The sequence below is a fragment of the Pseudomonas sp. RIT-562 genome (assembly GCF_026241895.1).
In the GTDB taxonomy this organism is placed as follows: Bacteria; Pseudomonadota; Gammaproteobacteria; order Pseudomonadales; family Pseudomonadaceae; genus Aquipseudomonas; species Aquipseudomonas mandelii_F.
Map to the genome: position 1 here is coordinate 268,279 of NZ_JAPJIV010000002.1, position 23,640 is coordinate 291,918.

A 23,640-nucleotide genomic window follows, 5' to 3' on the forward strand; every position below is an offset into this window, starting at 1 on the left:
GACGAATGATGACTGCGGGTGTGGTGCGAGCTTGCTGGCGCTGGCGGACCCGAAAGCAATGCGCCTTGAAGATTTTTCGCCGGCAAGCCAGGCTCCTACAGGTTGCGCGGCGGACACAGGAAATGCATACGTCGAATACCTTGTAGGAGCCCGGCTTGCCGGCGATGGCGGACCTGAGAACGATGCGTCCGGGCGATGTTTCGCCGACAAGCCTGCCCTTACAAGGCCGCCTGGCGCACCTGCTTCTCCAGCTCGGCCTTCAACCCCGGTTCAAGCTTGAGCTGGCGGGCCAGTTCGTCCAGGTAGGATTTCTCCATGAAGTTCTCCTCATCCACCAGCATCACGCTGGCGATGTACATCTCTGCGGCTATTTCCGGTGAGCTGGCGGCACGGGCGACGTCGGTCGGGTCCAGTGGCTTGTTTAGCTCGGCATGCAGCCAGTGCTGCAATTCCTGATCGTTATCGAGTTTGGTGAATTCGCCTTCGATCAGCTCACGCTCGCGCTCATCGACATGCCCGTCCGCCTTGGCCGCCGCCACCAGCGCCTTGAGAATCGCCTGGCTGTGCTGCTCGACCTGGGCGGCCGGCACACGATCCACGGTTTGCGGTTCTTGCTTGGGTGCAGTGCCCTGCTGCGCCTGCCAGTTGCCGTAGGCCTTGTAGGCAATCACGCCCAGCGCCGCGAGGCCGCCGTAGATGGCGACTTTGCCACCGACCTTGCGCACTTTCTTGTTGCCCATCAGCAGGCCCATCGCGCCAGCCGCCAAGGCCCCGCCACCAGCGCCGGACAACAGCCCGCCGAGGCCGGCAGATTTTCCGGAACCACCGAGCAGGCCGCCCAAGCCGCTGCTGGATGACTTGTTGTGCGAGCCCCCGGCCTTGTTTTGCAGCAAATCCTGGCCGGACTTAAGCAGTTGGTCGAGTAATCCACGGGTAATCATGTGCGCCTCCAACATTCGGTCTATGGACCAATAAGGCCATCAGCCTAGATCGAAAGTGCCGCAAGCCCCCTTGAGAGAGTGCTTCCGGATGTTGCATGGATTCACAGACGGCCCCCCAGCCCATGAGAAAAAAAGATATACACTGGCATTAATCTAAAAATAGCGCCCACCGGGTAATCCTTCATGATGACCTTGCGTCAAATCCGTCATTTCATCGCAGTGGCCGAAACCGGCTCGATCTCTGCCGCTGCGCAGACTGCGTTCATCTCCCAGTCAACCCTGACCCTGGCAATCCAGCAATTGGAGCAGGAGATTGGTGTCGGCCTGTTCAACCGCCACGCCAAGGGTATGACCCTGACCCACCAGGGCCATCAGTTCCTGCGCCAGGCACATTTGATCCTGGCCACCGTGGACAACGCCAAGCGCAGCTTGCAACAGAGCACCGACCAGGTCGCCGGGCAGCTGATCGTCGGCGTGACCAGCCTCGTCGCCGGTTATTACCTGGCCGATCTGCTGACTCGATTTCAGCGCGCGTACCCCAATGTCGAAATTCGCGTGATGGAAGACGAACGGCCCTACATCGAGCACCTGCTGGTCAGTGGCGAAATTGATGTCGGGGTGCTGATTCTCTCCAACCTCGAAGATCGCCACGCCTTGCAGACCGAGGTCCTGACCCACTCGCCGCACCGCCTGTGGCTGCCCGCCCAGCATCCGCTGCTGGAACACGACAGCATCAACCTGGCCGACGTCGCGCGCGAGCCACTGATCCAGCTGAACGTCGACGAAATGGACCGCAACGCCCATCGCATGTGGTGCAGCGCCGGCCTGCAACCGCGCATCACCCTGAAAACCGCTTCGACCGAAGCGGTGCGTAGCCTGGTAGCTGCCGGGCTGGGCGTTTCGATCCAGCCCGACATGACTTATCGCCCTTGGTCGCTGGAGGGCGACATTATCGAGGCGCGCCCCATCGCCGACCTCAGCCAGACCCTCGATGTCGGCCTGGCTTGGCGTCGCGGCACCGCTCGCCCGCGCCTGGTGGACCCGTTCCTGACCGTTGCCCGCGAGCAACCCCACGGCGGACGCAAGCCATCTATTTAATCGAACGCCACCTTCAGTATTTAGTATTTGTCGACCTCGGGGCCTCGGACTAGTCTTGTTACATCTATATAAGACGGCCGGGCTCCAGTCACTGGGAGCACCATGGCCACACAAGAAAAGAGAACCCGAAAAATGGCTGGCGCGCAGACTCCGTTGTTCACCGCGTTGTTGATCGATGGCGAACTCGTCGCTGGGCAAGGCTTTGTCGAACCGATCATCAATCCCGCCACCGGTGAAGTGCTGACGCATATTGCCGAAGCCAGCACCGAGCAGGTCGAAGCCGCCATCCTTGCGGCTCATCGCGCATTTACCAGCTGGTCGCGGACCACGCCGCAGCAACGTTCGGCGCTGCTGCTGGACATCGCCAATGCCATCGAGGAAAACGCTGACCTGCTGGCCCGCCTGGAATCGCTGAACTGCGGCAAGCCCTTGCACCTGGCCCGCCAGGATGACCTGAGCGCGACGGTTGATGTGTTCCGCTTCTTCGCCGGCGCCGTACGCTGCCAGACCGGTCAGCTCAGCGGCGAATACCTGCCGGGCTACACCAGCATGGTGCGGCGCGATCCGATCGGCGTAGTGGCCTCGATTGCGCCCTGGAACTACCCGATCATGATGGCCGCGTGGAAAATCGCCCCGGCCCTCGCCGCCGGCAACACCCTGGTGTTCAAGCCTTCCGAACACACGCCACTGTCGATCCTGGCGCTGGCGCCTGCCCTGGCCGAGATTCTGCCACGGGGCGTGATCAACATTGTGTGCGGCGGTGGTGAAGGCGTTGGCAGTCACCTCGTCAGTCACCCGAAAGTGCGCATGGTGTCGCTGACCGGCGATATCGTCACCGGGCAGAAAATCCTCCAGGCCGCCTCGAAAACCTTGAAGCGCACGCACCTTGAACTGGGCGGCAAGGCGCCGGTAATCGTCTGCAACGACGCCGACATCCAGGCCGTGGTCGAAGGCGTGCGCACCTATGGTTATTACAACGCCGGGCAGGATTGCACTGCGGCTTGCCGGATTTATGCACAGGCCGGCATCCATGACCGGCTGGTGGCCGAGCTCGGCGCTGCCGTCAGCAGCCTGCGCTTCGCCGGCAAGCGCGATGCCGACAACGAGATCGGCCCGCTGATCAGCACCCGCCAGCGTGACCGCGTGGCCAGTTTTGTCGAACGCGCCCTCGGCCAGCCGCACATCGAGCGAGTGACCGGCGCGGCCGTGCATTCCGGCGCCGGCTTCTACTACCAGCCAACCCTGCTCGCGGGCTGCAAACAGACCGATGAAATCGTCCAGCGCGAAGTGTTCGGCCCGGTAGTCACCGTGACCCGCTTCGATGAACTGGAACAGGCAGTGGACTGGGCCAACGACTCGGAATACGGCCTCGCCTCTTCGGTCTGGACGCAGAACCTCGACAAGGCCATGCAAGTTGCGGCACGCCTGCAATACGGCTGCACCTGGATCAACAGCCATTTCATGCTGGTCAGCGAAATGCCCCATGGCGGCCTGAAACGTTCGGGCTACGGCAAGGACCTGTCCAGCGATTCGCTTCAGGACTACAGCGTGGTGCGGCACATCATGGCCCGCCACGGACAGCATTTATAAAAAGCGCACTACGCTGACAATTAGCCGTAAAGGCATTGATGTTGAAACGTGAGAACACCGCGAACCTGTAGGCGGGTTCGCAACGTTAGACCGTATTGAAAAACTGCCCCGACCATAATTAAAGAAGAGGGAAACCCCATGTTCGTGCACAAGACCGCACTCCTCAGTGCAATCACCACAGCGCTGTTGGCCAGTGCCAGCATCCAGGCCGCCGAACCGCTGAAAGCCCTTGGCGCCGGCGAAGGCCAGCTGGATATCGTGGCCTGGCCCGGCTACATCGAACGGGGCGAAAGCGACAAGGCTTACGACTGGGTCACCGGTTTCGAGAAGGAAACCGGCTGCAAGGTCAATGTGAAAACCGCCGCTACCTCCGATGAGATGGTCAGCCTGATGGCCAAGGGCGGATACGACCTGGTGACCGCGTCGGGCGATGCGTCGCTGCGCCTGATCGTCGGCAAGCGCGTGCAGCCGATCAACACTGACCTGATCCCGAACTGGAAAAGCCTCGACCCGCGCCTGAAAGACGCGCCGTGGTACGTGGTCAACAAGCAGACTTATGGCACCCCGTATCAGTGGGGCCCGAACGTGCTGATGTACAACACCAACGTCTTCAAGACCGCCCCCACCAGCTGGAACGTGGTGTTCGACGCGCAGAACCTGCCCGACGGCAAGCCGAACAAGGGCCGCGTGCAAGCCTATGACGGCCCGATCTACATCGCCGATGCCGCGCTGTACCTGAAAACCGCCAAGCCGGAACTGGGCATCCAGAGCCCTTACGAACTCACCGAAACTCAGTACAAGGCCGTCCTCGACCTGCTTCGCGCCCAACAGCCACTGATCCACCGCTACTGGCACGACACCACCGTGCAGATGAGTGACTTCAAGAACGAAGGCGTGGTCGCGTCCAGTGCCTGGCCGTATCAGGTCAACGGCCTGATGAACGAGAAACAGCCGATCGCTTCGACTATCCCGCAAGAGGGCGCTACCGGTTGGGCCGACACCACCATGTTGCATACCGAGGCCAAGCACCCGAACTGCGCCTACAAGTGGATGGATTGGTCGCTGCAGCCAAAAGTCCAGGGCGATGTAGCCGCATGGTTCGGTTCGTTGCCAGCAGTGCCGGCCGCCTGCCAGGGCAGCGAGCTGCTGGGCGCCGAGGGCTGCAAGACCAACGGTTTTGACCAGTTCGAGAAAATCGCCTTCTGGAAAACCCCGCAGGCTGAAGGCGGCAAGTTCGTGCCGTACAGCCGCTGGACCCAGGACTACATCGCGATCATGGGCGGTCGCTAATACCGGCGTAGCCCGTGTAGCCGGTGTAGCAGCTGCCGAGGCACGAGGCTGCGTTGGGCTGCGCAGCGGCCCCCGAGGTCGTCCTGCGGACTCGCAACGCAGCCTCGTACCTCGGCAGCTGCTACAGGTAATTCATCGATATTCAGATTTTTCAGAAGTCCAGGCAGGGCCGCTGTGACGGCCCGCGCCTTTTCGGAGCACCGCACCATGACGCTTGCAGTCCAATTCACCAACGTTTCCCGTCTATTCGGCGAAGTGAAAGCCGTAGACCGGGTTTCCATCGACATCCAGGACGGCGAGTTCTTCTCCATGCTGGGCCCTTCCGGCTCGGGCAAAACCACCTGTCTGCGCCTGATCGCCGGCTTCGAACAACCGAGCGCAGGCTCCATCCGTATTCATGGCCAAGAAGCCGCCGGGCTGCCGCCGTATCAACGCGACGTCAACACCGTATTCCAGGACTACGCGCTGTTCCCGCACATGAACGTGCGCGACAACGTCGCCTACGGCCTCAAGGTCAAGGGCGTGGGCAAGGCCGAGCGCCTCAAACGGGCTGAAGAAGCCCTCGACATGGTCGCCCTTGGCGGCTATGGCGAGCGCAAGCCAGTGCAACTGTCCGGCGGCCAGCGCCAGCGCGTGGCCCTGGCTCGCGCCCTGGTCAATCGCCCGCGGGTACTGCTGCTCGACGAACCGCTTGGCGCGCTCGACCTGAAGCTGCGCGAACAAATGCAAAGTGAGCTGAAGAAGCTGCAACGCCAGCTCGGCATCACCTTCATTTTCGTCACTCACGACCAGACCGAAGCCCTGTCGATGTCCGATCGCGTGGCGGTGTTCAACAAGGGTCGCATCGAACAGGTCGACACCCCGCGCAACCTCTACATGAAGCCGGCGACCACTTTCGTCGCCGAATTTGTCGGCACCTCGAACGTGATTCGTGGCGACCTGGCGCAACAGTTGAGCGGCAATCCACAACCTTTTTCGATTCGCCCGGAACACGTACGTTTCGCCGAAGGCCCGCTGGCCAGCCATGAAATCGAAGTCAGCGGCCTGCTCCACGACATCCAGTACCAAGGCAGCGCCACGCGTTATGAACTGAAGCTGGAAAACGGCCAGACCCTGAACATCAGCCAGGCCAACAACCAATGGCTGGACACCAGCGCCCGGCACCAGACCGGTCAGCGGATCACCGCGCGCTGGGCCCGGGAAGCGATGATCGCGCTGCAAGACCACGCAGTCGGCGGGGTGTGAGATGAACACCTTGGCTATCTCGCAAACTCCGTCGGGCGGCTCGCCGTTGCGCCGGTTCGCCAACCTGCTGTATCGCCGGCCCAACCTGTACCTGTCGATGCTGCTGGTGCCGCCGCTGATCTGGTTCGGTGCGATCTACCTCGGCTCGTTGCTGACCCTGCTGTGGCAAGGCTTCTACACCTTTGACGATTTCACCATGGCGGTCACCCCCGACCTGACCCTGGCGAACTTCGCTGCCCTGTTCCAGCCGTCGAACTTCGATATCATCCTGCGCACCCTGGGCATGGCCATCGTCGTGTCGATTGCCAGCGCCATCGTGGCCTTCCCGATCGCCTACTACATGGCGCGCTACACCACCGGCAAGACCAAGGCGTTTTTCTACATCGCGGTGATGATGCCGATGTGGGCCAGCTACATCGTCAAGGCGTATGCCTGGACATTGCTGCTGGCCAAGGGCGGCGTGGCGCAGTGGTTCGTCCAGCACCTGGGACTGGAGCCAGTCCTGCAATTCGTGCTGGGCATTCCGGGGGTGGGCGGCAGCACCTTGTCGACCTCGCACCTGGGTCGCTTCATGGTGTTCGTCTACATCTGGCTGCCGTTCATGATCCTGCCGATCCAGGCTTCCCTGGAGCGCCTGCCGCCCTCGCTGCTGCAAGCCTCCGCCGACCTCGGTGCCAAGCCCCGGCAGACGTTCATGCAGGTGATCCTGCCGTTGTCGATCCCGGGCATTGCCGCTGGCTCGATCTTCACCTTCTCCCTGACTCTGGGCGACTTCATCGTGCCGCAACTGGTGGGTCCGCCGGGGTACTTCGTCGGCAGCATGGTTTATGCCCAACAAGGGGCGATCGGCAACATGCCGATGGCTGCAGCGTTCACCTTGGTGCCGATTGTGTTGATTGCCATCTACCTGACTATCGTTAAACGACTGGGGGCCTTCGATGCACTCTGAGCGAGCTTCTTTAGGCCTGAAAATTGCGGCCTGGGGCGGGTTGGTGTTTCTGCACTTCCCAATCCTGATCATCTTCATGTACGCCTTCAACACCGAAGACGCAGCGTTCAGCTTCCCGCCCAAGGGCTTCACCCTGAAGTGGATCGGCGTCGCGTTCTCGCGCCCCGACGTGCTGGAGGCAATCAAGCTGTCGGCGCAAATCGCGGCCATTGCGACCTTGATTGCGATGGTCCTCGGTACGCTGGCGTCAGCGGCCCTGTACCGCCGGGATTTTTTCGGCAAGCAAGGTATCTCGCTGATGCTGATCCTGCCGATCGCATTGCCGGGGATCATCACCGGGATCGCCTTGCTGGCGACTTTCAAGACGCTGGGGATCGAGCCGGGGATGTTCACCATCATCGTCGGCCACGCGACCTTCTGCGTGGTGATCGTCTACAACAACGTCATCGCCCGCTTGCGCCGTACTTCCCACAGCCTGATCGAAGCCTCGATGGACCTCGGTGCCGATGGCTGGCAGACCTTCCGCTACATCGTCCTGCCGAACCTCGGCTCGGCGTTGCTGGCCGGCGGCATGCTCGCGTTCGCGCTGTCGTTCGACGAAATCATCGTGACCACCTTTACCGCAGGCCATGAACGCACCTTGCCGCTGTGGCTGCTCAACCAGCTCAGCCGCCCACGGGACGTGCCGGTGACCAACGTAGTCGCGATGCTGGTGATGATAGTGACCATGCTGCCGATCCTCGGCGCGTACTACCTGACGCGCGGCGGCGAGAGTGTTGCGGGTAGTGGCGGGAAATAACTGAATCCACTGAAGGAACCGAATCTCTGTAGGAGTGAGCCTACTCGCGATGACTGACTTTCATTCAACAGTTATGTCGACCGTGAGACCGCTATCGCGAGCAGGCTCACTCCTACATTCGAATCCGGTTTCGGCAGAAAAATAACAAGCTGTAATGAGGACAACCCCATGCAAACCAAACTCCTGATCAACGGCCAGCTAATCACCGGCGAAGGCCCCGCCCAAGCCGTGTTCAACCCGGCCCTTGGCCGAGTCCTGGTGGAAATCAACGAAGCCAGCGAAGCCCAGGTCGATGCCGCCGTGCGCGCCGCCGATGCGGCGTTCGACAGCTGGTCGCAAACGCCGCCGAAAGATCGCTCGCTGCTGCTGCTCAAGCTCGCCGACGCCATCGAGGCCCATGGCGAAGAGCTGGCCAAGCTGGAATCGGACAACTGCGGCAAGCCCTACAGCGCCGCGCTGAACGACGAGATCCCGGCGATTGCCGACGTGTTCCGCTTCTTCGCCGGCGCTAGCCGCTGCATGAGCGGCTCGGCGGGCGGTGAGTACCTGCCGGGCCACACCTCGATGATCCGCCGCGATCCAGTGGGCGTGATCGCCTCCATCGCACCGTGGAACTACCCGCTGATGATGGTCGCCTGGAAAATCGCCCCGGCCCTGGCCGCCGGTAATACCGTGGTGCTCAAGCCGTCGGAGCAAACCCCGCTGACCGCGTTGCGCCTGGCCGAACTGGCGTCGGAAATCTTCCCGGCCGGTGTGCTCAACCTGGTGTTCGGTCGTGGTCCTACGGTGGGCAGCCCGCTGGTTACCCACCCCAAAGTGCGCATGGTCTCGCTGACCGGCTCGATCGCCACCGGCTCGAACATCATTTCCAGCACCGCCGACAGCGTCAAGCGCATGCACATGGAGCTGGGCGGCAAGGCCCCGGTGATCATCTTCGACGACGCCGACATCGACGCCGCCGTGGAAGGCATCCGCACCTTCGGTTTCTACAACGCCGGCCAGGATTGCACTGCAGCCTGCCGCATCTACGCCCAGGCCGGGATCTACGAGCAGTTCGTCGAGAAACTCGGTGCCGCGGTCAGCAGCATCAAGTACGGCTTGCAGGATGATCCGGCGACCGAGCTCGGCCCGCTGATCACCGCGCAACACCGCGACCGCGTGGCCGGGTTCGTCGAACGCGCCGTGGCGCAGTCGCACATCCGCCTGATCACGGGCGGCAAGGCGGTGGAAGGCAACGGTTTCTTCTTCGAGCCGACGGTCCTGGCGGACGCGCAGCAGGATGACGAAATCGTCCGCCGCGAGGTGTTCGGGCCAGTGGTCTCGGTGACCAAGTTCAGCGATGAAGCCCAGGTGCTGGGTTGGGCCAACGACTCGGACTACGGCCTGGCGTCCTCGGTATGGACCACCGACGTCGGCCGCGCGAATCGCCTGGCGGCGCGCCTGCAATATGGCTGCACCTGGGTCAACACGCACTTCATGCTCGTCAGCGAAATGCCCCATGGCGGTCAGAAATTGTCCGGGTATGGCAAGGACATGTCGATGTATGGGCTGGAGGACTACACCGTTGTGCGGCATGTGATGTTCAAGCACTAAAGAGCAAAAGCATCGCGAGCAGGCTCACTCCTACAGGGGCAAGGTGACCACAAAACCTGTAGGAGTGAGCCTGCTCGCGATGGCGTCCCCCGGATTCAAGGCAGAAACCGGCACTCAGTACCACCAGGTCTCACATCAGAAAAACCAAAACAACAACCACCGAACCGGGCTGAATCATCGCAACCCCGCCACGGTTTCGGACATCCGAAATCTGCCGATTTTCCGGAGCTAACAGACCATGAGTGCATCACCCGATCTCTCCACAGCCGCCGTCGACAGCGATGCCGAGCAGCTACGCAAACTGGGTTACACCTCCAACTTCAATCGCAGCATGAGCCTGTGGGAAAACTTCGCCCTGGGCTTCACCTACCTGTCCCCGGTCGTAGGGGTTTATACCCTGTTCGGCCTGTGCCTGGCTGCCGGCGGGCCCCCGATGTTCTGGGCCTACCTGCTGGTCGGCTGCGGCCAGTTGCTGGTGTGCCTGATCTTCGGTGAAGTGGTCTCGCAGTTTCCGATTTCCGGCGGCGTCTACCCCTGGGCGCGTCGCCTGGTGGGCAAGCGCTGGGCGTGGATGGTCGGCTGGATCTACTCTATCGCGCTGTGCGTCACCATCGCCGCAGTGGCAGTCGGTGCCGGCCCGTACCTGGCAGCCATGCTCGGGTTTGAACCCAGCAACAACACCAACATCATCATCGCACTGGTGCTGACGCTGTTCGCCACCCTGGTCAACCTCAGCGGCACCAAGGTGCTGGCGCGCATCGCCATGTTCGGCTTCCTGTGCGAGCTGGTCGGCGCGGTAATCGTTGGGGTGTACCTGCTGGTGTTCGAGCGCCATCAACCGCTCAGCGTGTTGTTCAATACTTTCGACATCAGCATCAACGGCTCTTACCTGCCGGCCTTCCTGACCGCCTCGCTGGCGGGCATGTTCCTGTACTACGGCTTCGAAGCCTGCGGCGATGTCGCCGAAGAAACCCCGAACCCGAGCAAGCAGATCCCGGTGGCCATGCGCATGACCATCTACATCGGTGGCATCGCCGCAATGTTTGCCTGCCTGGCGCTGATACTCGCGGTGCCCGACATGCAGGCGGTCATCGACGGCACCGACAAGGACCCGGTGACTACCATCCTCAATAACGCCTTCGGCCCTGTCGGCTCGAAAATGGTCATGGGCGTGGTGATGATTTCCTTCATCTCCTGCGTCATCAGCCTGCAAGCAGCGGCGAGTCGCCTGCTGTATTCCTATGCGCGGGATGAAATGGTCATCGGCAGTTCGCTGCTGAAGAAGATTTCTCCTACCACCCAGGTTCCGGTTGCTGCACTGTTCGTGTCCGGTGTCCTGCCGGCGCTTATCATTGTGCTGGGCTTTTTCCTGCAGGATGCGGTGGCGACCATCGTCAGCTTCGCCGCCATCGGTATCTACCTGGCGTTCCAGATGATCGTGCTGGCGGCGCTGTACGCACGCATGAAGGGCTGGAAGCCGAGCGGCAAATTCACCCTGGGCGCCTGGGGCTGGGCGGTCAATATCGGCGCGCTGGTCTATGGTGTCGCGGCCATTATCAACATGGCCTGGCCGCGCACGCCGGATGCGGCGTGGTACGTCAACTACGCCATGGTCTTGAGCACCGCCATCGTCATCGGCCTGGGCCTGCTGTACATGTGGCTCGCCAAACCCTACGACCACGGCACCGCGCCTGCAGGCGATGCCTGGAAAGTCAGCCGGTAACGGCTCTCGCCCCGGCATCTATGTGGATGCCGGGGCGATTTATCAAAACCAACAAGGATTGAACATGGACATCACCCGCCGCGACTTCCTCAACGGCGTTGCAGTCACCATTGCTGCTGGCATGACGCCACTGCAGATTCTCCAGGCCGCTCCCGATGGCCGCTATTACCCACCGGCCCTGACCGGCCTGCGCGGCAGCCACGTCGGCTCCTTCGAAATTGCCCACCAGATGGGCTGGGAGAAAAAGGTCTTCGACACCGACAAGCTGCCCATCACCGAGGAATACGATCTGGTGGTGGTAGGCGGCGGCCTTAGCGGCCTGTCAGCTGCCTGGTTCTACCGTGAGAAACATCCGACAGCGCGCATCCTGATTCTGGAAAACCATGATGACTTTGGCGGTCACGCCAAGCGCAATGAATTTTCGGCCGGCGGCCGCACGATCATCGGCTACGGCGGCAGCGAAGCCTTCCAGTCGCCTAATCATCTGTACAGCAAGGAAGTGAACGGCCTGCTGAAAAAACTCGGCGTCGACATCAAGCGCTTCGAGACCGCCTTCGACCGCCAGTTCTATCCCGACCTGGGCTTGTCCCGCGCGGTGTTCTTCGACAAGGAAAACTTCGGCGAAGACAAACTGGTCAGCGGCGATCCAACGCCGATGGTGGCAGACGACATCGCCCCTGATCAGCTCCACGCCCGTTCCATCAGCGATTTCATCAACGACTTCCCGCTGCCCCAAGCCGATCGCCAGGCGCTGATCGCGCTGCACACGACACCCAAGGACTATCTGGCCGGCAAGACCACCGAGGAAAAAACCGCGCACCTGGAAACCACCAGTTACCAGGACTTCCTGCTCAAGGACGTAGGGCTGTCAGCCCAGGCGGTGAAATACTTCCAGAGTCGCACCAACGATTTCATGGCGCTGAGCATCGACGCTGTCGCCGCTTCCGACGCCTACTCGGTCGGTTTCCCAGGCTTTGGCGCGATGAATCTGGAGCCCATCAGCGAAGAAGCCCAGGCAGAAATGGAAGAGCCCTACATCTACCATTTCCCCGACGGCAACGCCTCGCTCGCCCGCCTGCTGGTGCGCAGCCTGATCCCCTCAGTGGCACCGGGACACACGATGGACGACGTGGTCCTTGCTTCGTTCGACTACGCCAGGCTCGATCAACCCAAGGCCCCCGTGCGAATTCGCCTCAACAGCACAGCGGTCAGCGTGCGCAACGTCGGCAGTGGCGTGAACGTCGGCTACAGCCGGGGCGGTCAGCTCAGCCAGGTGCGGGGCAAGCACTGCATCATGGCCTGCTACAACATGGTCATCCCCTACCTGCTGCGCGACCTGTCGGCCGAGCAGTCTCATGCACTGAGCCAGAACGTGAAGTTCCCGCTGGTGTACACCAAGGTGGTGATCCGCAACTGGGAGTCGTTCCAGAAACTGGGCGTGCATGAAATCTACGCCGCGACCCAACCCTACAGCCGCATCAAGCTCGACTATCCGGTGAGCATGGGCGGCTACGATCACCCTCGCGACCCGAAACAACCCATCGGCCTGCACATGGTCTACGTTCCCACTAGCCCCAACAGCGGCATGAACGCCCGCGACCAGGCACGTGCCGGCCGCGGTCGACTGTACGGCCAGTCGTTCGAACAACTGGAAGCGCAGCTGCGCGATCAGCTGCAACGCATGCTCGGCCCAGGCGGCTTCAACCACCAGACCGACATCCTGGCAATCACGGTCAATCGCTGGTCCCACGGCTACGCCTATTTCTCCAATAGCCTGTACGACGATGCGGATGAGAGCGAAAAACTGATGAACCTGGCACGTCAGCCAGTAGGTCGAGTCAGCATCGCCAACTCGGACGCGGCATGGAGCGCTTATGCGCATGCGGCGATTGATGAGGCGTATCGAGCGGTGGGGGAAGTCGGGTAGGCGAAAAAGATTCGGCCGTAACTAGACGTTACGGCCGATCCCTGCTTCATCAAAACCGCGATACAGTCCGCATCGCGTCCACCAGGTAGCGCATGGCGATCCGGTCGCTCTCCGAGAGGTCGCGGTATTGCTCCACCAATTTCATTTCATCCGAACTCAATCGACGCCTTCGACGACTGACATTGAAGCAAGGAAATAATCCCAACATTTCGGTAATGCCTTGTACTTTCGCCATGGACGATGTCCTTCCATATGTCAGAGAAACCTAAATGCCCATCGCCCCTATCCAATTGTGCAGCCACCGGCCTGAAGGGCAGAAACCGGTCATGCCCATAGAATAGAAAGTTAATCGGCGCTGAAAAGGGGTTTTTAGAGTAATTAGTCGAAAAAAGCAGAAATGCCCTCAAATTCAGAACGGCCTGTAAGAAAAGTTAACCGACATTTCTTGTTTCATTGCCGGGCTGTCCTAATGCCATCAATCAATTTTGCTCTGCTACCGAACGGTTTAAGCTAATTGGCATCTGTTTAGAGTCCGTTGCGTTTGGCCGAAGGCATGTCCGAACCCCATTTTTGATCCAGCACGTGCCAGGAACGGCGCGGGATTGTTCACGACAGGTTTACTTATGCACCGCAGGAATTTGCTCAAAGCGTCCATGGCCATTGCGGCTTACACAGGCTTGTCCGCTACCGGACTGCTGGCGTCCCGGGCTTGGGCCGCCAATGGCACGGCCGATGGCGACGCCCAGGCTTTCGACTTCGAATCACTGAAGATCCAGGCCAAGCAACTTGCCGGCAACCGTTACCAGGACACCAAGCAGGTGCTGCCGCCGACCCTGGCCACCATGACGCCGCAAAATTTCAACGCGATCCGCTACGACGCCGAGCATTCCCTGTGGAATGACCTGAACGGCCAGCTCGACGTGCAGTTCTTCCACGTGGGCATGGGGTTCAAGCAGCCCGTGCGCATGTACAGCGTTGATCCCAAGACCCGCCAGGCTCGCGAAGTGCATTTCCGCCCTTCCCTGTTCAACTACGAGAAAACCACGGTCGACACCCAGCAGCTCAAGGGTGACCTGGGTTTCTCCGGATTCAAGCTGTTCAAGGCACCCGAGCTGGACCGCCACGACGTACTGTCATTCCTCGGCGCCAGCTATTTCCGGGCAGTCGACGCCACAGGCCAGTACGGCCTCTCGGCACGTGGCCTGGCGGTGGATACCTACGCGAAAAAGCGTGAGGAATTTCCTGATTTCACCAAGTTCTGGTTCGAGACCCCGGACAAGAACAGCACCCGCTTCGTGGTCTATGCCCTGCTGGACTCGCCGAGCGCCACCGGTGCCTATCGGTTCGACATCGACTGCCAGGCCAGCCAGGTGGTCATGGCCGTCGACGCGCACATCAATGCGCGCACGGCCATCGAACAACTGGGTATCGCACCGATGACCAGCATGTTCAGCTGTGGCACCCACGAACGGCGCATGTGCGACACCATCCATCCGCAAATTCACGACTCCGATCGCCTGGCCATGTGGCGCGGCAACGGCGAGTGGATCTGCCGGCCGCTGAACAACCCGGCGACCCTGCAGTTCAACGCGTTTGCCGACACGGATCCCAAGGGTTTCGGCCTGGTACAGACCGATCACGAATTCGCCAGTTATCAGGACACTGTCGACTGGTACAGCAAGCGTCCAAGCCTGTGGGTAGAACCTACAACCGCATGGGGCGAAGGCTCCATCGATTTGCTGGAAATTCCTACGACCGGCGAGACCCTGGATAACATTGTCGCGTTCTGGACGCCGAAAAAACCGGTGGCCGCCGGGGACTCGCTGAATTACGGCTACAAGCTCTACTGGAGCGCCCTGCCACCGGTAGGCACGCCACTGGCGCGAGTCAACGCGACGCGTTCCGGCATGGGCGGCTTCACCGAGGGTTGGGCGCCGGGTGAACATTATCCGCCAGTCTGGGCGCGGCGATTTGCCGTGGACTTCAATGGTGGCGGTCTGGATCGCTTGCCGGAGGGCACCGGAATCGAGCCAGTGGTGACCTGTTCGCACGGCGAGGTGAAGGATTTCAGCGTGCTGGTGCTGGATGACATCAAGGGTTATCGCATTCTCTTCGACTGGTACCCGACCAGCGACAGCGTGGAGCCGGTGGAGCTGCGGTTGTTTATCCGCACCAATGACCGCACCTTGAGCGAAACCTGGCTGTATCAGTACTTCCCGCCTGCGCCGGACAAGCGTAAATACGTGTGACCGTATGACACCACTGATGTAAGGCACGATCACTGTGGTGGCGCACCCTGTGGGAGCAAAGCTTGCTCGCGATGGCAGTCTGATGTTCAGCATCCATGCTGAATGTTACTCAGTAATCGCGAGCAAGCTTTGCTCCCACAGACATCACCGCGTTATAGGGCCGGCGTGACTTCAGTCACGCAAATCCGACTCATGGATCGGCTGATCCCGATGCGTCGCCCGCTGATACTGCGCAGGCCATACAGCTTTGCGCCCGCCCAAATCATCATCGGCATGCAACGGCCAGTACGGATCACGCAACAGTTCTCGCGCCAGGAAGATGATATCCGCCTGGCACGTGCGCAGGATGTGCTCGGCTTGCGCAGGTTCGGTAATCATTCCTACTGTGCCCGTGGCGATGCCTGACTCCTTGCGCACCCTTTCGGCGAAGCGAGTCTGGTAACCCGGCCCGGTTGGAATTTCCGCATTGACCGCCGTACCGCCCGAGGACACGTCAATCAGGTCCACGCCCATTGCTTGCAGGCGCCGCGCCAGCTCAACGGTTTCATCCGGGTTCCAGCCATCTTCCACCCAGTCCGTCGCCGACACTCGCACAAACAGCGGCAGCTCTTCGGGCCACACGGCCCTCACCGCTTCCGTGACCTGCAGGACCAGGCGGATGCGATTCTCGAACGAACCGCCATACTGATCCCGGCGCTGATTACTCAGCGGCGAGAGGAACTGATGCAGCAGGTAACCGTGGGCAGCATGCACCTCCACCACTTTAAAACCGGCCACCAGCGCGCGTTTTGCCGAGTCGACAAATGCCTGGATGATCTCGGCGATGGCGCCTTCATCCAGTTGCGTGGGCTGGGTATGTTGCGGGTCGAAAGCGATCGGCGACGGGCCCACCGGCACCCAGCCGCCATCCTCAACCTTGACGCTGCCATGCTTGCCAAGCCACGGCCGAAACGTGCTGGCCTTGCGCCCGGCATGCGCCAGCTGAATGCCCGCGACCGCGCCTTGGGCGGCGATGAAGCGAGTGATGCGTTGCAGGGGTTCGATCTGTTCGTCATTCCACAGGCCGAGGTCCTCGGCGGTGATGCGACCATCGGCGGTAACGGCCGTGGCTTCAGTAAAAATCAGGCCCGCGCCGCCAACCGCGCGGCTGCCAAGGTGGACCAGATGCCAGTCATTGGCCAGGCCATCGACGCTGGAATACTGGCACATGGGTGATACCGCGATGCGGTTGAGCAGGGTTAGCTGGCGCAGAGTGTAGGGTTCAAGCAGCAGACTCATGGGGCACCTCTCGAATCAGTGGGCAGGCTCCAGGGTTCTGTTTGACAGTCGACGAGTGACAGTAAGGAGATGCAGCACCCGCCCCCGCGGGCAAAAAATTCGACAAGACGTCACAAGGAAAATCAAGCAGTGCTTAGAGCCTAGTCGACAACGGGGGATCGAGGAGGGTTCAGATGTAATGGGTGTCAGAAACATCGAATCGCGAGCAGGCTCACTCCTACACTGGATATGGCGGTGCGCCTGTAGGAGTGAGCCTGCTTGCGAGAGCCTTAACGCGGTTCGATATGGGCAATCATCAACTGCACGGTTTCATTGCCACGAAACTCGTTGAGGTCGAGCTTGTAGGCCAGTTCCACCCACTTGATGGTCGGATTGGGCCAGATGTCGCGATCGATGCCGAAGGCGATGCCATCCAGTTTCACCGAACCGCATTCGCTCCTGAGCACCACTTTCAAGTGGCGTTCGCCAACCACGCGCTGTTCCACCAGCTGGAACATCCCATGGAACAGCGGCTCGGGGAAATGCTGGCCCCAGGGCCCGGCGTGCCGCAGGGCTCGCGCCAGTTCCAGATGAAATTCCTCGACCGCCAGGGTACCGTCCGACAACAGGCGTCCCGTCAGGTCTTCCTCGCGCAGTTGGCGGCGCACTTCGGCGTCAAACGCTTCGGCGAACAGTGGGAAATTCGCTTCCGGCAGAGTCAGGCCCGCCGCCATGGCATGGCCGCCGTACTTGCTGATCAGCGTCGGATGTTGCGCCGCCACCACGCTCAGCGCATCGCGGATATGAAAGCCCTGCACCGAACGCCCGGAACCCTTGAGCAGGCCATCGCCGGCATCGGCAAAGGCGATGGTCGGGCGGAAATAACGCTCCTTCATTCGCGACGCGAGGATGCCGATCACGCCCTGGTGCCACTCGGGGTCGAACAGGCACAAACCGAACGGCATGGACTCGACGGGCAAATCCTTGAGCTGGGCCAGCGCCTCACGCTGCATGCCCTGTTCGATGGATTTGCGGTCCTGGTTCATGCCGTCAAGCTGCACCGCCATTTCCCGGGCCAGGTCCTGGCTGTCGGTCAGCAGGCATTCGATGCCCAGGCTCATGTCGTCCAGGCGCCCCGCCGCGTTCAGCCGCGGGCCGACGATGAAACCGAGGTCGGTGGAGGTGATACGCGCGTGGTCGCGCTTGGCCACTTCGAGAATCGCCTTGACCCCCGGGCGGGCGCGGCCGGCGCGAATCCGCTCTAGCCCCTGATGCACCAGGATGCGGTTATTGGCATCCAGGGGCACCACGTCGGCGACGCTGCCCAGCGCCACCAGGTCGAGCAGCTCACCAATGTTCGGCTGTGGCGTGGTCGCGTACCAGCCAAGGTCGCGCAACCGCGCACGCAAGGCCATCAACACGTAGAAGATCACCCCGACACCGGCCAGCGCCTTGCTCGGGAATGCACAGCCCGGCTGATTCGGATTAACAATGGCATCGGCCAGCGGCAACTCATCGCCCGGCAAGTGGTGATCGGTGACCAGCACCTGCAGCCCCGCCTGTTTCGCCGCCGCGACGCCCTCGACACTGGAGATCCCGTTGTCCACAGTGATCAGCAGTTGTGGGGTGCGGGTCAACGCGACTTCGACGATTTCCGGAGTCAGGCCGTAGCCATATTCGAACCGGTTGGGCACCAGATAGTCGACGTGGGCAGCACCCAGCAGGCGCAAACCCAGCACGCCGACGGTGCTGGCGGTGGCGCCATCGGCATCGAAGTCACCGACGATCAGGATGCGCTGACGCTGCTCCAGGGCGGTCACCAGCAGGTCCACCGCAGCATCAATGCCCTTGAGTTGCTGGAACGGGATCAGCCGCGCCAGGCTCTTGTCCAGTTCAGCCTCGGATTGCACGCCTCGTGCCGCGTACAAGCGGGTCAACAGGGGCGGGATATCACCGAGGAAAGGCAGGATGTCGGGCAGCTGGCGAGGTTCGATGCGCATGGGGTGACGGGTGCTTCTCTTGAATACGTAGGAAAAAACTGATTACCGCGACGGCCGAAGCCGATCAGCCGCGTTCGCCGCTCAGCCACTGCAGCTGGACTTCGTGCTGACCACGGTCATCGGTCACAAAAATGGTGCCTTCGCTGATCATCACGTCCCACTTGATTACGCGCGGCATGTCCTTGGCCAGGGTTTCCAGGACGTCCTGAGGAACAGCAGCGATGTGCACGTTTTTCAGGTTCTTGATCGCTGGGATCACCTTGGTTTCCCAGACCCGCAGGCTGCCGTAGGCCAGCAGACTGGTGCGCTCGGTGCGACGCGAGCACCAGGTCAGGCGATCGGCGTCCGGCTGGCCGACTTCGATCCAGTGCAGAACCCGATCATCCAGGCTCTTTTCCCATAGGGCAGGCTCGTCTACGTCCGACAGACCGCGACCGAAAGACAGCTGTTCGTTGTACCAGAAGGCGTAGGCCAGCAGCCGCACGGTCATGCGCTCTTCGGTTTCCGAAGGGTGCCGGGCGATGGTCTGCTTCACGCTCTCGTAGACGCTGCGGTCGAGGTCGGTAAGGTTCAGTTCAAACTTGTAGGTCGTGGACGGCTGGGCCATGAACGGGCTTCTTGATACGAGGAAAGGCGGCAAGTCTAACCGATGCGACCACCAATCAACGAATTGTCGCGATGAACCTTGGGCGACTGGCGCCCGGCTATGCTAAAACGCTCTACCAGTCAGCCTTTGTCCTACAGGATCCAGCATGCCGTTCACCGCCAAACCGCTCTCAGGTCTGAAAGTCATCGAATTGGGCACCTTGATCGCCGGGCCCTTTGCGTCGCGGATTTGCGGCGAGTTCGGCGCTGAAGTGATCAAGGTCGAATCACCTGACGGCGGTGATCCATTGCGCAAGTGGCGCAAAATCTATGAAGGCACTTCGCTGTGGTGGTTTGTTCAGGCGCGCAACAAAAAATCCCTGACCTTGAACCTCAAGCACCCCGAAGGCCTGGCCATCCTGAAAAAATTGCTCGGCGAAGCAGACATCCTGATCGAGAACTTCCGCCCCGGTGTCCTGGAAAAGCTCGGGCTGGGCTGGGACGTGCTGCACGCCCTGAACCCCAAGCTGGTGATGGTGCGACTGTCGGGATTCGGCCAGACCGGGCCGATGAAAGATCAGCCGGGCTTTGGCGCAGTCGGCGAGTCCATGGGCGGCCTGCGCTACATCACCGGATTTGAGGATCGGCCTCCGGTGCGTACCGGGATTTCCATCGGCGACTCGATTGCCGCGCTCTGGGGCGTGATCGGCGCGCTGATGGCCTTGCGTCATCGCGAGGTCAATGGCGGCCAGGGCCAGGTCGTGGACGTTGCACTGTATGAAGCGATTTTTGCCATGATGGAAAGCATGGTGCCGGAGTTCGACGTGTTCGGCTTTATCCGCGAACGCACCGGCAACATCATGCCGGGCATCACGCCCTCTTCGATCCACACCAGCGCCGACGGCAAACATGTGCAGATCGGCGCCAACGGCGATGCGATCTTCAAGCGCTTCATGCTGATTATCGGCCGCGAAGACCTGGCCAACGATCCTGCCCTGTCCAGCAACGACGGGCGCGACACCCGGCGCGACGAGCTCTACGGGGTGATCGATCGCTGGGCCAACTCGCTGCCGCTGGACACCATCATCGAGCAATTGAATCAGGCGGACGTACCGGCCAGTCGAATCTTCAGTGCCGAAGACATGTTCGCGGACCCGCAGTACCTGGCCCGGGAAATGTTCCTGCAGGCCAAGTTGCCGGACGGCAAGGACTTCAAAATGCCGGGGATCGTGCCGAAACTCTCCGACACCCCAGGGTCCTCGGAGTGGGTCGGCCCGCAACTGGGCGAACACAATGCCCAGGTACTCAACGACCTTGGCTACGACCAGGCCCAGATCGCCAAGCTGCGCGCAGACGGAGCCATTTAAGCTGAAACGCCTGTTGCCATCTGCCCTGCACAACCGCCCGGCCCTGGCGGCTCTCGCGCTATTGACCGGGCTGGTCGCGCCCAATCTGGCACAGGCCAGGGACACGCTGATCTGGCTGCTGCGTGACCTGCCGCCCACGATGATCTTCGAGGGGCCGAAAAAGGGCCAGGGCATCATTGACCAGATGCTGCCGCTGTTGATCGCCGGCATGCCGCAATATGACCACGTGCTGATGCGAGTCAACCGTGCCCGCGGCATGCAGATGCTCCAGGAACAATCGTTTACCTGCGATCCGTCATTGGTCTGGACCAAGGAACGAGCCCAGTGGATCACCTTTTCACTCCCGGCCTTTCGCGCGGTCAGCAACGGCCTGGCGGTGCGCCAGACTGACCGAGCAGTGCTGGATGAGTTTGTCAGCGACGGCGAGGTCGATCTGTCGGCGCTGCTGGCCAGCGGTCGAACCAAAGTCGGGATCGTCGCCGAACGCAGTTACGGCCAGCGCATCGACGCCCTGCTCAAACAGGCATCACCTGCAGCCCTGACTTCCCATCACGGCAACGAAGCCCTAGGCAGCCTGCTGCAGATGCAACGCCTGGGTCGCCTGCAGGTGGTGTTGGGCTACTGGCCGGAAATCCGTTACCTGGCCAATCGCGAACAGATCACTGACGATCAACTGGCGTTCCTGCCGATCAAGGGCACCGATCAATACCTGTCAGGGCACATCGGCTGTTCCCACACGGCACAGGGCAAACAGGCGATCAGCGAGATCAACCAACTGCTGCGCGCATTGCCCCGAGACCGGCTCGACCCGCTCTACGCCGACTGGCTCGATCCGCAAATGCGCAGCGATTACCTGAAGGACACTCGAGTATTTTTCGAGCATCAGGCGCAGCCGTGACAAATCGCAGGCAAAAAGAAACCCCGAGAAGTGGGGAGACAACTCGGGGTTAAACGTGGCCTACATAAAGACCAGTAACAGCAAGCGGCAAGCACCGGAGCACAATGCTTGATCCTACTGTTACATCCTCTGACTGACTGTCCTGCAAATAGGTTCCCGCCTGACGCGATTCAATTTCGACTGGCGAGGAGCTTGTCCTGTGCTGCGTTGCGCAAGGCTGCGATAACACAGGGTTCCAGACGACCTTCGGCGATCATCAGGTCGCGCCGCAAACCGTCGACCACATCCGTGAGCAAGCGCTTGTCGCTCAACTGAGCCTGGTTGAAAGCCCGTTCGACCACGATGGCGCCGGTCGAACTCTTCAGGGTCACCAGGCATTCACCCTGCAGACCCGAAGGGGTCAGCGTGACTTGATACGGGCTCAGAGCCTCACCGAGCAATAGACTGATACTTTCCAAATCGATCACCACTCATTAGTCCGAAAACAAAGTGCCTGGGGCAGGTCTACATTAAATGACCATCGGCCTCAGAAGAAAGTTCTGAATGGTAACTGCAGGGGCGTCGACGTCTCTGGTTGGTGAAGCATGCATGACGAAGATGACAGGGAAAAAACAGCGATGCGCCGCACCAACGAAAAAGCCCGTCGGAAGACGGGCTTTTCAGTTTGCAGCGTTGTCGCTTACAGCGGTTTGCCGCGATTGCCATGCTGGCTGACGAACGCCTGGACGGCTTTCAGATCGTTTGGCAGGACGGTGCAGCGCTCATCGCGTTCGAACAGGTCAGCGAGGTGCACCGGCAGTTCCAGCGCCTTGCCGACACCGGCCTTCAGCACCGCATCGGGGAATTTGACCGGGTGGGCGGTGCCCAGGATTACCATCGGGATGTCCAGGCTGCGACGGCATTCGCGCGCGGCCTTGACGCCGATCGCGGTGTGCGGATCGAGCAGTTCGCCGGTTTGCTCGTAGACTTCGGCGATGGTTTCGCAAGTCTGTGCGTCGTCCACGGCCAGGGAGTCGAACAGCTTGCGGGCTTCGGTCCAGCGTTCCTGTTCGACGCTGAAACCGCCACCTTGCTTGAAGCTGTCCATCAGCCCGGCGATCGCCGCGCCGTTACGACCGTGCAGGTCGAACAGCAGGCGTTCGAAGTTCGAGGAGACCATGATGTCCATCGATGGCGACAGCGTGGCGTGCAGGGTTTCCTTGACGTACTGGTTGCCGCTCATGAAGCGATGCAGGATGTCGTTGCGGTTGGTGGCGACAATCAACTGGTTGATCGGCAGGCCCATGTTGCGCGCCAGGTAGCCGGCGAAGATATCGCCGAAGTTGCCGGTCGGCACCGAGAACGACACCGAACGCGCCGGCCCGCCCAACTGCAGGGACGCGTGGAAGTAGTAGACGATCTGGGCCATGATTCGCGCCCAGTTGATCGAGTTCACGGCCACCAGGCGAGTGCCCTTGAGGAAGCTTTGGTCGGCAAAGCTGGTCTTGACCATTTCCTGGCAGTCGTCGAAGTTGCCTTCGATGGCGATGTTGTGGATGTTCTCGCCAAAGATGGTGGTCATCTGCCGACGCTGCACTTCGGACACGCGGTTGTGCGGGTGCAGGATGAAGATGTCGACGTTTTCGCAGTGTTTGCAGCCTTCGATGGCAGCCGAACCGGTATCACCGGAAGTGGCACCGACGATGACCACGCGCTCGCCGCGTTTTTCCAGCACATAGTCGAGCAGGCGACCGAGCAGTTGCAGGGCGAAATCCTTGAACGCCAGGGTCGGGCCGTGGAACAGCTCCAGGACCCATTCGTTGCCGTTCAGCTGACGCAATGGAGCGACGGCGCTGTGGGAGAACACGCCATACGTTTCTTCAAGAATCTTTTTGAAATCGGCATCCGGAATGCTGCCGGTGACGAATGGGCGCATCACCCGGAAGGCCAGCTCGTGATACGGCAGGCCGGCCCAGGAAGCAATTTCTTCCTGGGTGAAACGTGGCAGGTTTTCCGGGACGTACAGACCGCCGTCGGTGGCGAGACCGGCCAGCAGGACGTCTTCGAAATTCAGGGCCGGTGCCTGGCCGCGGGTACTGATATAACGCATGACTGGCTCCAATAGACAGTGTTCGCAAATCCGGGCCCGC

Annotated in this window: 19 protein-coding genes; 12 read left to right on the forward strand and 7 right to left on the reverse strand. The window is 61.1% G+C overall.

Going from position 1 to position 23,640, the window contains the following annotated elements:
- Nucleotides 1-218 precede the first annotated feature (218 nt).
- Entirely contained in the window at nt 219-941 is a 723-nt protein-coding gene (locus ORL50_RS04040; protein ID WP_266010036.1) for a tellurite resistance TerB family protein, read from the reverse strand.
- A gap of 183 nt (nt 942-1,124) precedes the next feature.
- On the opposite strand from ORL50_RS04040, the gene ORL50_RS04045 reads away from it, so the two are divergent.
- The 9 genes from ORL50_RS04045 to ORL50_RS04085 all read left to right on the forward strand — a co-directional run bounded on the left by ORL50_RS04045 (nt 1,125) and on the right by ORL50_RS04085 (nt 13,155).
- Nucleotides 1,125-2,039: a LysR family transcriptional regulator gene (locus ORL50_RS04045; protein ID WP_266010038.1), complete on the forward strand. Its 915-nt coding sequence runs from the start codon at nt 1,125-1,127 to the stop codon at nt 2,037-2,039.
- A 102-nt stretch (nt 2,040-2,141) separates the two neighbouring features.
- The gene (locus ORL50_RS04050) at nt 2,142-3,629 is read left to right on the forward strand and encodes a gamma-aminobutyraldehyde dehydrogenase (protein WP_266010040.1); all 1,488 of its coding nucleotides are present in this window, start codon (nt 2,142-2,144) and stop codon (nt 3,627-3,629) included.
- A gap of 138 nt (nt 3,630-3,767) precedes the next feature.
- Nucleotides 3,768-4,919 (forward strand): putative ABC transporter substrate-binding protein YdcS, encoded by a 1,152-nt coding sequence (gene ydcS, locus ORL50_RS04055; RefSeq protein ID WP_266010042.1) that lies wholly within the window; start codon nt 3,768-3,770, stop codon nt 4,917-4,919.
- A gap of 207 nt (nt 4,920-5,126) precedes the next feature.
- Nucleotides 5,127-6,164 carry an ABC transporter ATP-binding protein gene (locus ORL50_RS04060; protein WP_266010043.1) on the forward strand — a complete coding sequence of 346 codons (1,038 nt, stop codon included), beginning with the start codon at nt 5,127-5,129 and terminating at the stop codon, nt 6,162-6,164.
- 1 nt (nt 6,165) lies between these two features.
- Complete coding sequence (locus tag ORL50_RS04065; RefSeq protein WP_266010045.1) at nt 6,166-7,113, forward strand: ABC transporter permease; 948 nt, start codon at nt 6,166-6,168, stop codon at nt 7,111-7,113.
- On the forward strand, nt 7,103-7,912 hold the full coding sequence (locus ORL50_RS04070) for an ABC transporter permease (RefSeq protein ID WP_266010047.1): 810 nt from the start codon (nt 7,103-7,105) through the stop codon (nt 7,910-7,912). Before ORL50_RS04065 ends, ORL50_RS04070 begins: the two co-directional genes overlap by 11 nt.
- 168 nt (nt 7,913-8,080) lie before the next feature.
- Nucleotides 8,081-9,505, forward strand: a complete 1,425-nt coding sequence (locus ORL50_RS04075) for a gamma-aminobutyraldehyde dehydrogenase (protein WP_266010049.1) — start codon at nt 8,081-8,083, stop codon at nt 9,503-9,505.
- Nucleotides 9,506-9,743: 238 nt separating this feature from the next.
- Nucleotides 9,744-11,228: an APC family permease gene (locus ORL50_RS04080; RefSeq protein WP_266010053.1), complete on the forward strand. Its 1,485-nt coding sequence runs from the start codon at nt 9,744-9,746 to the stop codon at nt 11,226-11,228.
- Nucleotides 11,229-11,292: 64 nt separating this feature from the next.
- The gene (locus tag ORL50_RS04085) at nt 11,293-13,155 is read left to right on the forward strand and encodes an NAD(P)-binding protein (protein ID WP_266010055.1); all 1,863 of its coding nucleotides are present in this window, start codon (nt 11,293-11,295) and stop codon (nt 13,153-13,155) included.
- Nucleotides 13,156-13,204: 49 nt separating this feature from the next.
- Here the strand turns inward: ORL50_RS04085 and ORL50_RS04090 are convergent, their stop codons facing one another.
- The gene (locus ORL50_RS04090; protein WP_266010057.1) at nt 13,205-13,390 is read right to left on the reverse strand and encodes a hypothetical protein; all 186 of its coding nucleotides are present in this window, start codon (nt 13,388-13,390) and stop codon (nt 13,205-13,207) included.
- Nucleotides 13,391-13,778: 388 nt separating this feature from the next.
- Between ORL50_RS04090 and ORL50_RS04095 the strand changes: the two genes are divergently transcribed.
- On the forward strand, nt 13,779-15,404 hold the full coding sequence (locus ORL50_RS04095) for a glucan biosynthesis protein D (RefSeq protein WP_266010059.1): 1,626 nt from the start codon (nt 13,779-13,781) through the stop codon (nt 15,402-15,404).
- 171 nt (nt 15,405-15,575) lie between these two features.
- Here the strand turns inward: ORL50_RS04095 and ORL50_RS04100 are convergent, their stop codons facing one another.
- The 3 genes from ORL50_RS04100 to ORL50_RS04110 form a co-directional block, all read right to left on the reverse strand.
- The gene (locus tag ORL50_RS04100; protein WP_266010062.1) at nt 15,576-16,682 is read right to left on the reverse strand and encodes an NADH:flavin oxidoreductase/NADH oxidase; all 1,107 of its coding nucleotides are present in this window, start codon (nt 16,680-16,682) and stop codon (nt 15,576-15,578) included.
- A gap of 269 nt (nt 16,683-16,951) precedes the next feature.
- Nucleotides 16,952-18,661 (reverse strand): single-stranded-DNA-specific exonuclease RecJ, encoded by a 1,710-nt coding sequence (recJ, locus tag ORL50_RS04105; protein ID WP_266010064.1) that lies wholly within the window; start codon nt 18,659-18,661, stop codon nt 16,952-16,954.
- 64 nt (nt 18,662-18,725) lie between these two features.
- Nucleotides 18,726-19,268 (reverse strand): YaeQ family protein, encoded by a 543-nt coding sequence (locus tag ORL50_RS04110; RefSeq protein ID WP_008151638.1) that lies wholly within the window; start codon nt 19,266-19,268, stop codon nt 18,726-18,728.
- Nucleotides 19,269-19,413: 145 nt separating this feature from the next.
- Here ORL50_RS04110 and ORL50_RS04115 point away from each other — a divergent pair, with 145 nt between their 5' ends.
- Together ORL50_RS04115 and ORL50_RS04120 are read left to right on the forward strand one after the other, a co-directional pair.
- Nucleotides 19,414-20,613: a CaiB/BaiF CoA transferase family protein gene (locus tag ORL50_RS04115; protein WP_266010074.1), complete on the forward strand. Its 1,200-nt coding sequence runs from the start codon at nt 19,414-19,416 to the stop codon at nt 20,611-20,613.
- Nucleotides 20,540-21,511: a TIGR02285 family protein gene (locus tag ORL50_RS04120; RefSeq protein ID WP_266010076.1), complete on the forward strand. Its 972-nt coding sequence runs from the start codon at nt 20,540-20,542 to the stop codon at nt 21,509-21,511. The genes ORL50_RS04115 and ORL50_RS04120 overlap by 74 nt, the downstream gene beginning before the upstream one ends.
- Before the next feature lie 170 nt (nt 21,512-21,681).
- On the opposite strand, the gene ORL50_RS04125 is transcribed toward ORL50_RS04120, so the two are convergent.
- Both ORL50_RS04125 and thrC read right to left on the reverse strand, forming a co-directional pair.
- Nucleotides 21,682-21,969: a DUF3509 domain-containing protein gene (locus ORL50_RS04125; protein WP_266010078.1), complete on the reverse strand. Its 288-nt coding sequence runs from the start codon at nt 21,967-21,969 to the stop codon at nt 21,682-21,684.
- Nucleotides 21,970-22,190: 221 nt separating this feature from the next.
- Complete coding sequence (thrC, locus tag ORL50_RS04130) at nt 22,191-23,600, reverse strand: threonine synthase (protein WP_266010081.1); 1,410 nt, start codon at nt 23,598-23,600, stop codon at nt 22,191-22,193.
- Nucleotides 23,601-23,640: the final 40 nt, after the last annotated feature.

Excerpts from the sequence above, each read along its gene's own strand:
- ORL50_RS04050 (WP_266010040.1), top strand. The coding sequence starts at position 2,142 with ATGGCCACACAAGAAAAGAGAACCCGAAAAATGGCTGGCGCGCAGACT.
- ydcS (WP_266010042.1), top strand. The coding sequence starts at position 3,768 with ATGTTCGTGCACAAGACCGCACTCCTCAGTGCAATCACCACAGCGCTG.
- ORL50_RS04045 (WP_266010038.1), top strand. The coding sequence starts at position 1,125 with ATGATGACCTTGCGTCAAATCCGTCATTTCATCGCAGTGGCCGAAACC.
- ORL50_RS04120 (WP_266010076.1), top strand. The coding sequence starts at position 20,540 with ATGCCCAGGTACTCAACGACCTTGGCTACGACCAGGCCCAGATCGCCA.
- ORL50_RS04070 (WP_266010047.1), top strand. The coding sequence starts at position 7,103 with ATGCACTCTGAGCGAGCTTCTTTAGGCCTGAAAATTGCGGCCTGGGGC.
- ORL50_RS04085 (WP_266010055.1), top strand. The coding sequence starts at position 11,293 with ATGGACATCACCCGCCGCGACTTCCTCAACGGCGTTGCAGTCACCATT.
- ORL50_RS04115 (WP_266010074.1), top strand. The coding sequence starts at position 19,414 with ATGCCGTTCACCGCCAAACCGCTCTCAGGTCTGAAAGTCATCGAATTG.
- thrC (WP_266010081.1), bottom strand. The coding sequence starts at position 23,600 with ATGCGTTATATCAGTACCCGCGGCCAGGCACCGGCCCTGAATTTCGAA.
- ORL50_RS04080 (WP_266010053.1), top strand. The coding sequence starts at position 9,744 with ATGAGTGCATCACCCGATCTCTCCACAGCCGCCGTCGACAGCGATGCC.
- ORL50_RS04095 (WP_266010059.1), top strand. The coding sequence starts at position 13,779 with ATGCACCGCAGGAATTTGCTCAAAGCGTCCATGGCCATTGCGGCTTAC.
- ORL50_RS04090 (WP_266010057.1), bottom strand. The coding sequence starts at position 13,390 with ATGGCGAAAGTACAAGGCATTACCGAAATGTTGGGATTATTTCCTTGC.
- ORL50_RS04100 (WP_266010062.1), bottom strand. The coding sequence starts at position 16,682 with ATGAGTCTGCTGCTTGAACCCTACACTCTGCGCCAGCTAACCCTGCTC.
- ORL50_RS04065 (WP_266010045.1), top strand. The coding sequence starts at position 6,166 with ATGAACACCTTGGCTATCTCGCAAACTCCGTCGGGCGGCTCGCCGTTG.
- recJ (WP_266010064.1), bottom strand. The coding sequence starts at position 18,661 with ATGCGCATCGAACCTCGCCAGCTGCCCGACATCCTGCCTTTCCTCGGT.
- ORL50_RS04110 (WP_008151638.1), bottom strand. The coding sequence starts at position 19,268 with ATGGCCCAGCCGTCCACGACCTACAAGTTTGAACTGAACCTTACCGAC.
- ORL50_RS04040 (WP_266010036.1), bottom strand. The coding sequence starts at position 941 with ATGATTACCCGTGGATTACTCGACCAACTGCTTAAGTCCGGCCAGGAT.
- ORL50_RS04075 (WP_266010049.1), top strand. The coding sequence starts at position 8,081 with ATGCAAACCAAACTCCTGATCAACGGCCAGCTAATCACCGGCGAAGGC.
- ORL50_RS04060 (WP_266010043.1), top strand. The coding sequence starts at position 5,127 with ATGACGCTTGCAGTCCAATTCACCAACGTTTCCCGTCTATTCGGCGAA.